General features: G+C 72.5%; 15 protein-coding genes. 7 read left to right on the top strand and 8 right to left on the bottom strand.

Features of this window, described 5'->3' with window-relative positions; all coding sequences use genetic code 11:
• Nucleotides 1-34 precede the first annotated feature (34 nt).
• The 3 genes from ACYVIH_RS18515 to ACYVIH_RS18505 are packed head-to-tail and all read left to right on the top strand — an operon-like array spanning nucleotide 35 to nucleotide 3,172.
• Nucleotides 35-415, top strand: coding sequence for a cupin domain-containing protein (locus tag ACYVIH_RS18515; RefSeq protein ID WP_460871001.1), 381 nt, complete (start codon nucleotides 35-37; stop codon nucleotides 413-415).
• Nucleotides 412-1,518: an adenosine deaminase gene (locus ACYVIH_RS18510; protein ID WP_460871000.1), complete on the top strand. Its 1,107-nt coding sequence runs from the start codon at nucleotides 412-414 to the stop codon at nucleotides 1,516-1,518. Before ACYVIH_RS18515 ends, ACYVIH_RS18510 begins: the two co-directional genes overlap by 4 nt.
• 37 nt (nucleotides 1,519-1,555) lie before the next feature.
• Entirely contained in the window at nucleotides 1,556-3,172 is a 1,617-nt protein-coding gene (locus ACYVIH_RS18505; RefSeq protein WP_460870999.1) for a VWA domain-containing protein, read from the top strand.
• Between the two features lie 7 nt (nucleotides 3,173-3,179).
• Here ACYVIH_RS18505 and ACYVIH_RS18500 read toward each other — a convergent pair whose 3' ends face one another.
• Genes ACYVIH_RS18500 through deoC form a run of 4 tightly spaced genes read right to left on the bottom strand, consistent with a single transcriptional unit; the run spans nucleotide 3,180 to nucleotide 7,311 of the window.
• On the bottom strand, nucleotides 3,180-3,824 hold the full coding sequence (locus ACYVIH_RS18500; RefSeq protein WP_460870998.1) for a uridine kinase family protein: 645 nt from the start codon (nucleotides 3,822-3,824) through the stop codon (nucleotides 3,180-3,182).
• A gap of 31 nt (nucleotides 3,825-3,855) precedes the next feature.
• Nucleotides 3,856-4,734, bottom strand: a complete 879-nt coding sequence (locus tag ACYVIH_RS18495) for an aldehyde dehydrogenase family protein (RefSeq protein ID WP_460870997.1) — start codon at nucleotides 4,732-4,734, stop codon at nucleotides 3,856-3,858.
• On the bottom strand, nucleotides 4,731-6,317 hold the full coding sequence (locus ACYVIH_RS18490) for an aldehyde dehydrogenase family protein (protein WP_460870996.1): 1,587 nt from the start codon (nucleotides 6,315-6,317) through the stop codon (nucleotides 4,731-4,733). The genes ACYVIH_RS18495 and ACYVIH_RS18490 overlap by 4 nt, the downstream gene beginning before the upstream one ends.
• A gap of 7 nt (nucleotides 6,318-6,324) precedes the next feature.
• Nucleotides 6,325-7,311, bottom strand: a complete 987-nt coding sequence (gene deoC / locus ACYVIH_RS18485) for a deoxyribose-phosphate aldolase (protein WP_460870995.1) — start codon at nucleotides 7,309-7,311, stop codon at nucleotides 6,325-6,327.
• Nucleotides 7,312-7,376: 65 nt separating this feature from the next.
• Between deoC and ACYVIH_RS18480 the strand changes: the two genes are divergently transcribed.
• Nucleotides 7,377-8,024 (top strand): hypothetical protein, encoded by a 648-nt coding sequence (locus ACYVIH_RS18480; RefSeq protein WP_460870994.1) that lies wholly within the window; start codon nucleotides 7,377-7,379, stop codon nucleotides 8,022-8,024.
• A 48-nt stretch (nucleotides 8,025-8,072) separates the two neighbouring features.
• On the opposite strand, the gene ACYVIH_RS18475 is transcribed toward ACYVIH_RS18480, so the two are convergent.
• Nucleotides 8,073-9,752 carry a phospho-sugar mutase gene (locus tag ACYVIH_RS18475; protein WP_460870993.1) on the bottom strand — a complete coding sequence of 560 codons (1,680 nt, stop codon included), beginning with the start codon at nucleotides 9,750-9,752 and terminating at the stop codon, nucleotides 8,073-8,075.
• A 23-nt stretch (nucleotides 9,753-9,775) separates the two neighbouring features.
• Here ACYVIH_RS18475 and ACYVIH_RS18470 point away from each other — a divergent pair, with 23 nt between their 5' ends.
• The gene (locus tag ACYVIH_RS18470) at nucleotides 9,776-10,345 is read left to right on the top strand and encodes a HEAT repeat domain-containing protein (RefSeq protein WP_460870992.1); all 570 of its coding nucleotides are present in this window, start codon (nucleotides 9,776-9,778) and stop codon (nucleotides 10,343-10,345) included.
• On the top strand, nucleotides 10,342-10,803 hold the full coding sequence (locus tag ACYVIH_RS18465; protein ID WP_460870991.1) for an SRPBCC family protein: 462 nt from the start codon (nucleotides 10,342-10,344) through the stop codon (nucleotides 10,801-10,803). Before ACYVIH_RS18470 ends, ACYVIH_RS18465 begins: the two co-directional genes overlap by 4 nt.
• Here ACYVIH_RS18465 and ACYVIH_RS18460 read toward each other — a convergent pair.
• From ACYVIH_RS18460 to ACYVIH_RS18450, 3 genes are read right to left on the bottom strand one after another with little or no spacing between them, the layout of a single operon-like run.
• Nucleotides 10,763-11,581, bottom strand: a complete 819-nt coding sequence (locus ACYVIH_RS18460) for an NAD-dependent epimerase/dehydratase family protein (RefSeq protein ID WP_460870990.1) — start codon at nucleotides 11,579-11,581, stop codon at nucleotides 10,763-10,765. The genes ACYVIH_RS18465 and ACYVIH_RS18460 overlap by 41 nt on opposite strands.
• Nucleotides 11,581-12,387, bottom strand: coding sequence for a purine-nucleoside phosphorylase (locus ACYVIH_RS18455; protein ID WP_460870989.1), 807 nt, complete (start codon nucleotides 12,385-12,387; stop codon nucleotides 11,581-11,583). Before ACYVIH_RS18455 ends, ACYVIH_RS18460 begins: the two co-directional genes overlap by 1 nt.
• A gap of 35 nt (nucleotides 12,388-12,422) precedes the next feature.
• Nucleotides 12,423-12,875: a gamma-glutamylcyclotransferase family protein gene (locus ACYVIH_RS18450; RefSeq protein WP_460870988.1), complete on the bottom strand. Its 453-nt coding sequence runs from the start codon at nucleotides 12,873-12,875 to the stop codon at nucleotides 12,423-12,425.
• Nucleotides 12,876-12,914: 39 nt separating this feature from the next.
• Between ACYVIH_RS18450 and ACYVIH_RS18445 the strand changes: the two genes are divergently transcribed.
• Nucleotides 12,915-14,300 (top strand): NAD(P)H-quinone dehydrogenase, encoded by a 1,386-nt coding sequence (locus tag ACYVIH_RS18445; protein ID WP_460870987.1) that lies wholly within the window; start codon nucleotides 12,915-12,917, stop codon nucleotides 14,298-14,300.
• The last annotated feature ends 36 nt before the right edge of the window (nucleotides 14,301-14,336 follow it).

The raw sequence follows: 14,336 nt of genomic DNA, 5'->3' as shown, positions 1-14,336 counted from the left end.
TGCTCCTGTCGTGCGGGATGCAAGGATGTTCGTCATGGCTGAACTTATCCCTGCCCCGACACGCATCCCCGTCCCGGGTGGCAAGGTGATCGACGAGTACGTCGGTCGGGTCACCACCGGCACCGCGTCGGTCTCGGTGGCCCACATGATCGCCCCGGGCGGTTGGAGCGAGCCGGCCCAGCAGCCGGAGTTCGACGAGGTGACCGTCGTACTCCGTGGCGTGGTGCTGGTCGAGGTGACCGACGCCGACGGCACCAGCCGGACGCTGGAGGTCCCGGCGGGGCAGGCCGTGGTCACCAGGGCGGGGGAGCGGGTGCGCTACTCCACCGGCACCGAGGAGGCCGAGTACGTCGCCGTGTGCCTGCCGGCGTTCTCGCCCGACCTCGTCCACCGCGACGAGGAGGGCCAGGCGTGAGCGAGGACGCGCAGCGGAGGCTCCCGCCCCGGGACCAGGTGCACCGCGCCCCGAAGGTGCTGCTGCACGACCACCTCGACGGCGGCCTGCGGCCCCGGACGATCCTCGACCTCGCTCCCGGCGCCGGCCACCGGCTGCCCGCCGACGACGCGGAGTCGCTGCGCACCTGGTTCGAGGAGTCGGCGAACTCGGGCTCGCTGGAGCGCTACCTGGAGACCTTCGACCACACGGTGGCGGTGATGCAGTCCGCGGAGAACCTCCGCCGCGTCGCCCGCGAGTGCGTCGAGGACCTCTCCCAGGACGGCGTGGTCTACGCCGAGGTGCGCTACGCCCCCGAGCAGCACCTGCTCGGGGGACTGTCGTTGGAGCAGGTCGTGGAGGCCGTCAAGGCGGGCTTCGAGGAGGGCGAGGAGCAGGCTCGTGCCGACGGGCGACCGATCGTCGTACGCCAGCTGCTGACCGCGATGCGCCATCAGGCCCGGTCACGCGAGATCGCCGAGCTGGTGGTGCGCTACCGCGACGAGGGGGTGCTCGGCTTCGACATCGCCGGTGCCGAGGCCGGCTTCCCACCCACCCGGCACCTCGACGCCTTCGAGTACCTCCAGCGCGAGAACGCCCACTTCACCATCCACGCCGGCGAGGCGTTCGGGCTGCCCTCGATCTGGGAGGCGATCCAGTGGTGCGGCGCGGACCGGCTCGGCCACGGGGTGCGGATCATCGACGACATCACGCAAGGCCCTGACGGCCGCTACGTCCTCGGCCGGCTGGCGTCCTACGTCCGGGACAAGCGGATCCCGCTGGAGATGTGCCCGCGGTCCAACGTGCAGACCGGCGCCGCCACGTCGGTCGCCGAGCACCCGATCGGGCTGTTGAAGGAGCTCGGCTTCCGGGTGACGGTGAACACCGACAACCGGCTGATGAGCGGCACGTCGATGACCGAGGAGATGTTCGGCCTCGTCGAGGCGTTCGGCTACACCCTCGACGACCTGCGCTGGTTCACGATCAACGCGATGAAGTCGGCGTTCCTGCCGTTCGACGAGCGGCTGGAGATCATCAACAACGAGATCAAGCCGGCCTACACCGTGCTCGCCGCGATGAGCTAGGCGCTATCCTCCCGTTCGAGGGAGGGAGTACCCCGAGATGGTGGGACGTCACACAGCGTCCGCGCACGCCCGTGCCCGTGCACTACCGCTGCTCCTGGGGGTCGGAGCAGTCGCGGCTGTCGGCGTCGGCGGCTTCGCCGTGGTCTCCGCGATGTCCGGCGACGACGGTGGCGGGTGCCAGGGCTCGGTGGACGTGCGCATCGCCGCGGCCCCGGAGATCGCCCCGCTGGTGACCGACGCGGTGACCTCGCTGGAGGGCGAGGGCGTCGAGGTCGGCGGGTCCTGCCTGGAGTACGACGTCTCCGCCGTCGCGCCCGCGAAGGTCGTCGAGGTGCTGAGCGCGGCCTCCGAGAACAGCCCGCACCTGTGGGTGCCGGACTTCTCGGTGTGGCTGGCCCGGGTGCAGGCCGCGGGCGCCGACGTCGAGGTCCTCGACGCCTCGCTGGCCAGGACCCCCGTCGTCGTGGTCGGCCGTGACCTCGAGCCTCCGGGCTCGTGGCGTGAGGTCGGCTCGACCACGGTGGCCTTCCTCGACCCGCTGACCAGTGCCCCGAGCACCGCTGCGCTCCTGTCGGCGTTCGGCGAGATGCAGGTGACCGGAGCGTCGCGGACCGAGATGGGCGCGATGATGGTGCCGTTGGCCCAGCGGTACGGCGGCCAGGCCGACAAGCCACGGACGGCCGAGGACGTCGCCGCCGCCGCGGCCGGGGGCACGCTCGGCGTGATGAGCGAGCAACAGCTGGTCGCCCTCCAGGACGGCGGTGCCGCCGAGGGCCTGTCCGCGGCCGTGCCACGGTCCGGGACGATGATGCTGGAGTACCCCCTGGTCTCACTCTCCACCGACGCCGGGGTCGAACAGGCCGGCCGGCTCGTCCTCGACGCGCTCTCGGCGACCGACCTCGCCGAGCACGGCTTCCGGGACGCCGAGGGTGCCCCGCTCGGTCCCGACGTGGGCCTGGGTGAGGCGAGGTTCAACGTGCTGGCCGCACCGGAGGGCGAGGCCGTCGTGGACGCGCTGCGGCAGTGGGCGGTGCTGACGGTACCGTCCCGCAGCCTGGCGGTCGTGGACGTGTCCGGCTCGATGGACTTCACCGACGACGAGGGGCGCTCCCGGATCGCGTTGGCCGTGACCGCCGCGGAGAGCGCGCTCGACCTCTTCCCCGACTCCGCCCAGATCGGGCTGTGGGCGTTCTCCGTCGAGCTCGGCGGAGGCGGTCGGGACTACCGGTCGCTGGCCCCGGTACGTCGGTTGGGAGCCTCCACCGACGGCGGCTCGCACCGCAAGGACCTGGCGAAGGCACTGCGGCAGCTGCCGGAGCTGACCGGCGAGGGGACCGGCCTCCACGACACCACGCTGGCCGCGGTCCGCACCCTGCAGGAGGGGTACGACGCCCGCGCGGTCAACACCGTCATCCTGCTCACCGACGGGGAGAACGACGACCCGGGCAGCCTCTCCCTCCAGGAGCTGGTCAACACCCTCGAGCGCGAGCGGGACCCCGCCCGTCCCGTCGCCGTGATCGCGATCGGCATGGGCCCCGAGGCCGACGCACAGGCGCTGCGGAGGATCGCTGCGGCAACCGGCGGCCGCAGCTATGTCGCCCGGGAGCCCGCCGACATCGGTCAGGTCTTCGTCGACGCGATGCTGAGCCGCTGACCGCGGATCACCCGGTGCCGGCCTGACCGCCGCCGGCCAGCAGCCGCCGGACGTGGCGGTAGGCCTCCTCCGACGTCATCGGGGTGCAGCCGAGCGCCACGGCGTGGGCGATCACGACCGGCTCGGCCCTGAGCAGCATCAGACCCCGGCGCACCAGCACCAGCGGGTGCTTGCGGCGCTCGCGCAGGTCCCGGGTGAGCCGTCGCCAGAACGTGAGCCAGCGGTGGTTGCGCACACAGATCGCCTCGGCGAGCAGGCCCCGGTCCTGGCACTCCCGCACGACCTCCTGGGCGAAGATCCCCTCGGCGAGGAAGTACGACGACCCGTCGAGGTCGAGCACCCGGTGGCCGACCCGCCCGTCGTGGGCGATGTCGTAGATCGGCACGTCCGCCTTGCCGTCGCGGCACAGCGGCTCGATCGCGGCCAGCGCGTCCTCGTGGTGCCACGACGCCGGGTCGTCCCAGTCGACGATCGAGTCGTGCCCCATCCCGATCCGCGGCAGCGAGGGGTCGGAGCCGTCCTTGTAGAAGTCGTCGAGGTTGAGCACCGGCAGGCCGATCCGCCGCGACAGCCGGGACTTGCCGGATCCCGAGGGGCCGGCCAGGACGATGACGCGGGCGTTCGCCGAGGCGTCGGGGTGGTCGTCGTACACGGTCGTGGCCGGGTGGTGTGGCGGCTCCGGCTCAGATGCCGATCGGGTGCCAGACGGTCTTGGTCTCGAGGAACGCCTTCATCCGCTCGAGGCCGGGCTGCTGGGCCCAGTCGGTCGCCGGCGCCGGACGCAGCACCCGCTTGAGGTTCTCCGCGGCGGCCTCCTCGAGGCTGCGGCCGACCTCGCGGTCCTCGACGCCGGTCAGGTCGATCGCGTTGACGTCCATGTGCGAGGCCAGCCAGGGGCCGATCTCGGCGGCGTCGCCGGTCAGCACGTTGACCACGCCTCCGGGGACGTCGGAGGTCGCGAGCACCTCCGAGAACGTGATCGCCGGCAGCGGCCGGCGGTACGACGAGACGACCACGGCCGTGTTGCCGGTGACGATCACCGGTGCCACCACGCTGACCAGGCCGAGCAGCGAGGAGTCCTGCGGCGCGAGCACCGCCACGACTCCGGTGGGGTCGGGCAGCGAGAAGTTGAAGTACGGCCCCGACACCGGGTTGGCGCCACCCACCACCTGGGCGAGCTTGTCGGCCCAGCCGGCGTACCAGACCAGCCGGTCCACCGCGGCGTCGACGACGGCCTCGGCCTGGCGGCTCGAGAGCCCCTCGCCGGCACCGATCTCCTCGACGAACTGGCCGCGGCGGCCCTCGAGGACCTCGGCGACGCGGTACAGCACCTGGCCGCGGTTGTACGGCGTGCGGGTCGACCAGCCGCCGAACGCCTTGCGTGCCGCGGAGACGGCGTCGCGGCCGTCCTTCCGGGAGGCCAGGGAGGCGTTGGCCAGGAACCTGCCCTTGGTGTCGCTCACCTCGTAGGTGCGGCCGGACTCCGAGCGCGGGAAGGCGCCGCCGACGTAGAGTTTGTAGGTCTTGCGCACGTCGAGACGGTTGTCGCTGCGGGGGGTCATCTGACGTATGCCTCCAAGCCGTGGCGGCCGCCCTCGCGGCCGTATCCGGACTCCTTGTAGCCGCCGAACGGGCTCGCGGGGTCGAACCGGTTGAACGTGTTGGCCCACACCACGCCGGCGCGCAGCTGGTCGGCCATCCAGAGGATGCGCGAGCCCTTGTCGGTCCACACCCCGGCGGACAGGCCGTAGGGCGTGTTGTTGGCCTTCTCGACCGCCTCCGCGGGCGTGCGGAAGGTCAGCACCGACAGGACCGGACCGAAGATCTCCTCGCGGGCGATCCGGTGCGCCTGGGTGACGCCGGTGAAGATCGTCGGCGGGAACCAGAAGCCCTTCGTGGGCAGGTCGCAGGCCGCGGTCCAGCGCTCGGCGCCCTCGGCGTCGCCGACCTCGGAGAGCTCGCGGATGCGCGTGAGCTGCTCGAGGGAGTTGATCGCGCCGACGTCGGTGTTCTTGTCGAGCGGGTCACCGACGCGCAGCGTGCCCATCCGCCGCTTGAGGCGGTCGAGGACCTCCTCGGCCACCGACTCCTGCACGAGCAGGCGCGAGCCTGCGCAGCACACGTGGCCCTGGTTGAAGAAGATGCCGTCGACGATGCCCTCGACGGCCTGGTCGACCGGGGCGTCGTCGAAGACGATGTTGGCGGCCTTGCCGCCCAGCTCCAGGGTGACCCGCTTGTCGGTGCCGGCCACCGCCCGCGCGATCTGCCGGCCGACCTCGGTCGAGCCGGTGAACGCGACCTTGTCGACCCCGTCGTGCGCGACCAGCGCCTTGCCGGTCGCCCCGGCCCCGGTGACGATGTTGACCACGCCCGGCGGCAGGTCGGCCTGCTGGCAGATCTCGGCGAACAGCAGCGCGGTCAGCGGGGTGGTCTCCGCGGGCTTGAGCACGACGGTGTTGCCGGCCGCAAGTGCCGGGGCCACCTTCCAGGCCAGCATCATCAGCGGGAAGTTCCACGGGATCACCTGCGCCGCGACGCCCAGCGGCCGAGTCGAGCTGAGCCCGGCGTACTCGAGCTTGTCGGCCCAGCCGGCGTAGTAGAAGAACCACGACGCCACGAGCGGGACGTCGACGTCCCGGGACTCCCGGATCGGCTTGCCGTTGTCGAGCGACTCGAGCACCGCAAGCTCGCGCGAGCGCTCCTGGATGATCCGGGCGATCCGGAAGAGGTACTTCGCGCGCTCGCGGCCCGGCATCGCCGACCACACCTTGTCGTAGGCGCGGCGGGCGGCCTTCACGGCACGGTCGACGTCCTCGGCCGACCCCTCGGCGACCTCGGCGAGAACCTCCTCGGTCGCCGGGCTGACGGTCTTGAACGTCTGACCCTGGGTGGGTGCGGTGAACTCGCCGTCGACGAACAGGCCGTAGGAGGACTTGATGTCCACGATCGCCCGGGACTCCGGAGCGGGGGCGTACTCGAACGCCGAGCGCGCGTCCAGTGCGTGGGTGCCCGGACCGCTGGTCGAGCCCGGACCGCTGGTCGAGCCCGGACCGCTGGTCGAGCCCGGACCGCTGGTCGAGCCCGGACCGCTGGTCGAGCCCGGACCGCTGGTCGAGCTTGTCGAGACCTCGTTGTCTTGTGTCATCGCAGGATCAGTCCAGGGTGAAGTAGTCGGGGCCGGAGTAGCGGCCGGTCTTCATCTTCGTGCGCTGCATCAGCAGGTCGTTGAGCAGCGTCGAGGCGCCGAAGCGGAACCACTCCGGGTCCAGCCAGTCGGCCCCGGCGACCTCGTTGACCATCACGAGGTACTTGATCGCGTCCTTGCTGGTGCGGATCCCGCCCGCGGGCTTCACCCCGACCATCTGCCCGGTCGCCGCGCGGAAGTCGCGCACCGCCTCGAGCATCACGAGGGTGACCGGCAGCGTCGCCGCGGGCTGGACCTTGCCGGTCGAGGTCTTGATGAAGTCGGCGCCGGCCATCATCGCCAGCCAGGAGACCCGGCGGACGTTGTCGTAGGTCTGCAGCTCACCGGTCTCGAAGATCACCTTCAGGTGCGCGGCGGTGCCGTCGGGTCGCTTGCACGCCTCCCGGACGGCCACGATCTCGTCGTACACCTCGAGGTAGCGCCCGGAGAGGAACGCGCCCCGGTCGATGACCATGTCGATCTCGTCGGCGCCGGCCTCGACCGCGTCGCGGGTGTCGGCGAGCTTCACCGCCATCGACGCGCGCCCCGAGGGGAACGCGGTGGCCACCGACGCGACGTGCACGCCGCTGTCGCCGAGGGTCTCCTTCGCGACCGCGACCATGTCGGGGTAGACGCACACCGCCGCGACCTGCGGGCACGAGCCGTCGGCCGGGTCCGGCCGCATCGCCTTCGCCGACAGCGCCCGGACCTTGCCGGGGGTGTCCTGCCCTTCGAGGGTGGTGAGGTCGACCATGCGGATCGCGAGGTCGATCGCGAACTCCTTGGCCGTGGTCTTGATGGAGCGCGTCCCCAGCATGGCGGCCCGGGCCTCGGCCCCAACCTGGTCCACGCCGGGGAGGCCGTGGAGGAAGCGGCGGAGCGAGGAGTCCGAGGACGTCGCCTCCGCCAGGTCTCCGCTGCCGGCTCCGTTGCCTGGGCTTACGACGGTGGTCACCGGGTCAGCATATGGCGGGTGGTGCGGATGTGGAGAATCGTCGGCCCGCAGGCAGAATCGGTGCTATGGCAGCAGCGCAGGACCGTCCCGGCAGGGCTGAACCCGTCGAGAGGTTCCGCCCGACCAGTGGGCGTGTGCTCGGTTACACCGGCCTGGTCGTGATCGCCGGGTTGGTGGTCTTCATCGCTGTCGACGTGCACACGATCACCGGGCTCCGGATCGCGACCGGCCTGCTCTTCGCCGGCGTCGCGGTCTGGGTCACCCAGCTGCGCCCCCGCGCCACCGCCTACCCCGACGTGCTGCACCTGCAGAACTCCCTGCGGGACAGCACCGTCCCCCTCGCGGCGATCGACGAGGTGAGCGTGCGGCGGATGCTGAGTGTGTGGGTCGGCGAGCAGCAGTACGTGTGCATCGGGATCGGCACCCCGCTGCGCCGGCTGGTCAAGGGCGGCAGCCGCGGGCCCTCGTCGCTGCTCGGCTTCGACCGGCTCGAGGACTACACCGAGCGGTCCACGCCGCTCGGGCCCGACCAGAGCGCGATGACCTACCCGGAGTTCGTCGAGCTCAAGATCACCGATCTGGTGCGTGACGCCAAGCGGTCGGCCGGCCCGGACGCTCCGGCGGCGTCGCGCCCCCGGCACAGCTGGGCGTGGCCGGAGATCATCGCCCTCGCCGGGACCGGTCTCGCCTTCGTGCTCACGCTCGTGCTCTGACGTGCCGGTCCGGCACGGCGCCGGGCCTCCCGCCGGCGCCCGCCGGCGTCAGATCCCCAGTGCTGCCGAGAGGTCGCCACGGATCGCGTCGAGCCGACCGGTGGCGGCGATGCGTGCCGCGTCGACCCCGCCGTCGTCCTCGACCGGCATGACCACCTCGAGGTAGCACTTGAGCTTCGGCTCGGTCCCGGAGGGACGTACGACGACCCGCGCCCCCTCGGCGAGCCGGAACCGGAGCCCCTCGGTCGGGGGCAGGTCCGGACCGCCGACGGTCAGGTCGTCGACCTGCTCGACGGCCAGGCCGCCCAGCGAGGTGGGCGGAGTGGCGCGGAGCCGTGCCATCGCGTCGGCGATCAGGGTCAGGTCGGTGACCCGCACCGACAGCTGGTCGGTGGCGTGCAGGCCGTAGGTGCGCGCGATCTCGTCGAGCTGGTCGTCGAGGGTGCGCCCCTCGCTGCGCAGGATCGCGGCGAGCTCCGCCACGCGCAGCAGCGCCGAGACGCCGTCCTTGTCGCGCACCAGCTCAGGGGCCGCGCAGTAGCCGAGCGCCTCCTCGTAGCCGAACGCCAGCCCCTCGACGCGGCCCAGCCACTTGAAACCGGTCAGCGTCTCGCGGTACTCCTGGCCGTGCGCGGCGGCCATCTTGCCCAGCAGCGAGGAGGACACGATCGTCGTGGCGTAGACACCCTGGACGCCCAGCCTGAGCAGGAAGTCGGCGAGCAGCGCGCCGACCTCGTCGCCGCGCAGCATCCGCCAGCCGGCCGGCCCGGGCACACCCACCGCACACCGGTCCGCATCGGGGTCGTTGGCGATCACGAGGTCGGCACCAACCTCGGCGGCCAGCTCCATCGCGAGATCCATCGCGCCGGGCTCCTCGGGGTTCGGGAACGCGACGGTGGGGAAGTCCGGGTCGGGCTCGGCCTGGGCGGTGGTCACGTGCAGCGGCGGGAACCCGGCCCGCTCCATCACCTCGGCCACGATCTCGCCGCCGACGCCGTGCAGCGGCGTGTAGACCGCGGTCAGCTCGCGCGGCGAGCTGGGACCGACCAGCGCCGCGACCTTGGCAGCGTAGGTGTCTGCGATCTGCGCGTCGAGCCACTCCCAGCCGTCTGAGCGTGGCACGTCGGCGAGCGCGCCGACCGCAGCGATCCGCGTGGAGATCTCGGCGTCGGCCGGCGGCACGATCTGGCTGCCGTCCCCGAGGTAGACCTTGTAGCCGTTGTCCTGCGGCGGGTTGTGCGAGGCGGTGACCATCACGCCGGCCACGCAGCCGAGCTCGCGGATCGCGAACGCCAGCACCGGCGTGGGCAGTGGCCTGGGCAGCACCAGCGCCCGCAGGCCGGCCCCGGCCATCACCTCGGCGGTGTCCCGGGCGAAGACGTCGGAGTTGTGCCGCGCGTCGTACCCGATCACGACCGCGTCGCCCCCGGCCGCCCCCGTGTCGCGCAGGTACGCCGCCAGGCCGGCCGCCGCGCGGGTGACCACGACCCGGTTCATCCGGTTCGGGCCGGCCCCCAAGGCACCGCGCAGTCCCGCCGTACCGAACTCCAGGGGGCCGGCGAAGCGGTGCGCGAGCTCCTCGGCGTCGCTGCCGGACGGGTCCTTCTCGACGCGGGCGAGGAGCGCCTCGAGCTCGGCGCGGGTCTGCTCGTCGGGATCCTCGGCCGCCCAGGCGCGGGCAGCTGCGAGGAGGCCCTCCGGGCCGGTCGGGTGCGTCGTTGCGGTCATGCCGGAAGGCTAACGTTGCCCGCGTGAGCACGCCGTCGACTCCCGGTGCCCCGCAGCGTTCGGTGCGTCACGTCGTGGAGGGGCTCGCGGCAGAGCTGGGTGAGCCGGCGGTCGTGGAGGTGTGCTGCGCGCTGCTGGGCGGGGCCGCGCCTGAGGACCACGCGCCGGCGTCAGCCGTCCTGAGCGGCCACGAGGCAGGCGTGGAGCAGCTCCGCGCCGAAGGCTGGCGGGACTACTGGTGGCGGACCTGGGGTGCACGCGGGCTGCTGTACGTCTGGTCCCCGGAAGCCACCGGGGCGGTCGTCCGCGGCGTCGCCGACCGGCACTGGCGGCCGACCGAGATGTGCCTCAAGGTGGCCGCCCTGCGCGAGCTCGCGGAGGCGGCCGACGGTGCCGTCCGGCGCGCAGGCCACGACCTGCCGCGGGTGCGCGCCACGGCACTGCGGATGCTCGGGCGGGCCGGCGACACCGAGCACGTCGCGGTCGTCCGCGCCGGGCTGGAGGACCGCGACGAGGCGGTACGACGGGCGGCGGCCCTCGCCCTGGAGCGGATGGTCGAGCGGCTCGACCTACCGGGGGAGCAGCTGCTGTGAGCCGGGAGTACCGCTTCGACCACCGCTGGACGCTGCCGTTGCCGGCCGACCGTCTCTTCGACGTGCTCGTCGACGTGGCCGGCTACCCGGCGTGGTGGCCGCAGGTGCGCGCGGTCGCCCGCGTCGACGAGGACACCGCCCACGTGGTCGCGCGGTCCCGGCTGCCCTACGCCCTGGACCTGCAGCTGACGCGGGTGGTCGAGGACCGGGCCTCGGGCGTGCTCGAGGCGAGGCTCGGCGGCCGGCTCGAGGGGTGGGCCCGGTGGACGCTGACCCCGGTCGGCACGGCGACGACGGTCCGCTACGAGCAGGAGGTCGTCGTGCACGGACTCCTGATGAGCCTCGGCTCACGGCTGGCGAGGCCGCTGCTCGAGGCGAACCACGACGCGATGATGCGCGGGGCCCGCGACGGGCTGCTCAGCCGCGGTCGAGAGCCGGGCGGTAGTAGCGCTCGGTAGCGAACGGCCCGCCGACGTGAGCGGCCTCGGTCTCGTCGTCGGCCGTCGCCGGTGAGGCCTCGATCGCCTCGGCGAACGACTCGGCGTCGTCGCGCGGCTCGTAGCCCAGCGCCCGCCCCGGCGCGAGGTCCCACCAGGCGCGTGTGTTGGCGGAGATGCCGTAGAGCACCGCGAAGCCGGGGTCGGGGGCGGTGAGCCCCGCTTCGACCATCCGGACCGCGTCGTCGTGGGAGAGCCACGTCGACAGGTGCCGCCGAGACGACGGCTGGGCCAGGAAGCTGCCGATCCGGCACGCGACCGCGTCGACGGGGTAGCGGTCGGCGTAGAGCCGCAGCACCGCCTCGGCGGCGACCTTCCCCACGCCGTAGAAGGTGTCCGGTCGCGGTGCAGCGTCCACGCCGAGCAGGTCGGTGCGCGGGGTCCGGCCGACCGCGTGGTTGCTGCTGGCGTAGACGATCCGGCTCACGCCGTGCGTGACCATCACGTCGAGCAGCGCGGCCGTGGTGACCACGTGCGACTCGAGGATGACCGGCAACGACGCCTCGTCGGGGATGCTCGCCAGGTGCACGACGGCGTCGAGCGGCCCGGCCTGCTCCAGCGCGTCGAACGTGGCCATCACCGCGTCGGGATCGGCGCAGTCGGCGGTGTACCACGGGCCGCTGAACCCGCTCGGCTCCGCCGCCATGTCGAGCCCGGCGACGTCGTGGCCCCGCTCGCGCAGGCCGGCACACACGACCGTGCCGATGCTGCCGGCCGCGCCGGTGACCAGGACTCGCATCAGATCTTCGGCACGATCGCGCCGAGCAGTGCACCCATCCGGGTGGCTGCGGCGTTGCCGGCGGCGAGGACCTCCTCGTGGTTCAGCGGCTCGCCGGTGATCCCGGCGGCCAGGTTGGTGACCAGCGAGATGCCCAGCACCTCCATCCCCGCCTCGCGCGCGGCGATCGCCTCGAGCGTGGTCGACATGCCCACCAGGTTGCCGCCGATGGCGCGGACCATCCCGATCTCGGCCGGCGTCTCGTAGTGCGGCCCGCGGAACTGCACGTAGACACCCTCGTCGAGGTCGGGCTCGACGTCCTTGCACAGCTGCCGGAGACGGGGGCTGTACAGGTCGGTGAGGTCGACGAAGTGCGCGCCCTCGATCGGCGAGGTCGCGGTCAGGTTGATGTGGTCGCGGATCAGCACCGGCGTGCCGGGCTGCCAGGACTCGTCGAGCCCGCCGCAGCCGTTGGTGAGCACGGCGACCGTGCACCCGGCCGCGGCGGCGGTGCGGACGCCATGGACGACCGCCCGCACGCCGAGGTCTTCGTAGAGGTGGGTGCGGCCGAGGAAGACCAGCAGGTTCTTGTCGCCGGAGCGGACCGACCGGATCTTGCCGGCGTGGCCCGCGACCGCCGGCGGTGCGAAGCCCGGCAGATCGGTGGTGCTGACCTCGGCGGTCGCCTCGCCGAGGGCGTCGACGGCCGGCAGCCAGCCGGAGCCCATGACGAGGGCGACGTCATGGCGGTCGACCCCGGTGAGGTCGCGGAGCGCGGCGGCGGCTTCGGCGGCGGCGTCCTGAGCGGTGCGAGAGGTGTTGGTCACCGCGGCAGCGTAACGCCGAGGTGCCCGTCGTACGCCTAGAGGCCGGTGGACTGGCAGGGTCGCGCCCGCAGCGCGGCGACGTAGTCGTCCGGTGCACCGGCGGCCTCGGCGGCGTCGGCGATGATCCCGACCGTGCCCGCCGAGGGCAGCCCGCCCTCGTAGGCGTCGAGGACGTAGGCCCAGGCCAGGTGGTTGCCGGTCATCGTCGCGACGCGCACCTTGGTCTTGCGGTACAGCCCGGACGTGGCGCTCTCCACCTCGTCGAGGACCTTCATGTCCTCGTCGGTGACGTCGTAGAGCGCCACGAACACCTGCTCGAAGTGGTCCTGGACGATCGTGACCAGGGCGCCGTCCCAGCCGTGCTCCTCGCCGCCGAAGGTCAGTCGCCAGCCGGTCAGCCAGCCCGTGCTGCGCAACGGGGAGTGCGGACAGCGCTCGCTCATGCGGGAGGGGTCGAGGTTCGACCCGTAGGCGGCGTAGAGAGGCACGGCACAGGAGGCTATCGCGCGGATGGAACAATGGGGGCCGTGAATCGCGTAGTGATCGTCGGCGGAGGACCTGGTGGCTACGAGTCGGCGCTGGTGGCAGCGCAGCTCGGGGCCGAGGTCACCGTCGTCGACTCCGACGGGATCGGTGGCTCGGCGGTCCTCACCGACTGCGTGCCCAGCAAGACCCTGATCGCGACCGCCGAGCTGATGGCCGACATGGAGGAGGCCGCCGAGCTCGGGATCAACCTCGGTGACCCCCGCGCGGCGGTCTCGGTCGACCTGCTCCGCGTCAACGAGCGGGTCAAGGCGCTGGCCCTCGCGCAGTCCGCGGACATCGAGCGCCGGCTGACCCGCGAGAACGTCAGGATCGTCCGCGGGCGTGGCCGTCTCGCGGGTCCGCAGCGGGTCGAGGTGGACCTCAACGACGGGGGCAGCGAGACCATCGACGCGGGTGCGGTGCTGATCGCGACCGGGGCGAGTCCCCGCACCCTCGAGACCGCCCAGCCGGACGGCGAGCGGATCCTCAGCTGGGACCAGGTGTACGACCTGCGCGAGGTGCCCGAGCGGCTGATCGTCGTCGGCTCCGGTGTCACCGGGGCCGAGTTCGCCGGCGCCTACAACGCCCTGGGCATCGACGTGGTCCTGGTCTCCAGCCGCGACCACGTGCTGCCCGGGGAGGACCCCGACGCGGCGGAGGTGCTCGAGCAGGTCTTCGCCCGGCGCGGGATGACCGTGCTCTCGCGCTCCCGGATGGAGTCGGTCGTGCGCGACGGCGACACCGTGAAGGTCACCCTGACCGACGGCCGCACCGTCGAGGGCTCACACTGCCTCCTCGCGCTCGGCTCGATCCCGAACACCTCCGGGATCGGTCTCGAGGAGGCCGGGGTCAACCTGAAAGACGGCGGTTTCGTCAACGTCGACAGGGTCTCGCGTACGTCGGCTCGCGGCATCTACTCCGCTGGTGACTGCACCGGCGTGCTGATGCTCGCCTCGGTCGCTGCCATGCAGGGCCGGATCGCGATGTGGCACTACCTCGGTGACAAGGTCACCCCGTTGGACCTGCGGACCGTGTCCGCCAACGTGTTCACCGCCCCCGAGATCGCCACGGTCGGCTGGACCCAGAACGCCGTCGACGCGGGCGAGATCCAGGTCGAGACCGTGCGGCTGCCGCTGTCGGGCAACGCCCGGGCCAAGATGCAGGGCGTGCGCGACGGCTTCGTGAAGCTGTTCTGCCGTCCGGGCACCGGCATCGTCGTGGGCGGGGTGGTCGTCGGTCCGCGGGCCAGCGAGCTGATCCACCCGGTCTCGATCGCGGTGTCGGAGAACCTGACCGCCGACCAGCTCGCGCAGGCGTTCACGGTGTACCCGTCGATGAGCGGCTCGGTGGCCGAGGCCGCGCGCCGGCTGCACCGCTACCCGCAGTGACCCCGGTGGTCGAGGAGCGAGCGCAGCGAGCGTCTC

Source organism: Nocardioides pakistanensis, assembly GCF_054781215.1.
The sequence above is the reverse complement of the archived record's forward strand: the minus strand, read 5'-3'. Positions and strand labels throughout refer to the sequence as shown.

What these genes read in the sequence shown, in the direction of transcription:
- ACYVIH_RS18515 (WP_460871001.1), top strand. Translation starts at nt 35, where the DNA reads ATGGCTGAACTTATCCCTGCCCCGACACGCATCCCCGTCCCGGGTGGC.
- ACYVIH_RS18505 (WP_460870999.1), top strand. Translation starts at nt 1,556, where the DNA reads ATGGTGGGACGTCACACAGCGTCCGCGCACGCCCGTGCCCGTGCACTA.
- ACYVIH_RS18495 (WP_460870997.1), bottom strand. Translation starts at nt 4,734, where the DNA reads ATGACCCCCCGCAGCGACAACCGTCTCGACGTGCGCAAGACCTACAAA.
- ACYVIH_RS18490 (WP_460870996.1), bottom strand. Translation starts at nt 6,317, where the DNA reads ATGACACAAGACAACGAGGTCTCGACAAGCTCGACCAGCGGTCCGGGC.
- ACYVIH_RS18480 (WP_460870994.1), top strand. Translation starts at nt 7,377, where the DNA reads ATGGCAGCAGCGCAGGACCGTCCCGGCAGGGCTGAACCCGTCGAGAGG.
- ACYVIH_RS18475 (WP_460870993.1), bottom strand. Translation starts at nt 9,752, where the DNA reads ATGACCGCAACGACGCACCCGACCGGCCCGGAGGGCCTCCTCGCAGCT.
- ACYVIH_RS18460 (WP_460870990.1), bottom strand. Translation starts at nt 11,581, where the DNA reads ATGCGAGTCCTGGTCACCGGCGCGGCCGGCAGCATCGGCACGGTCGTG.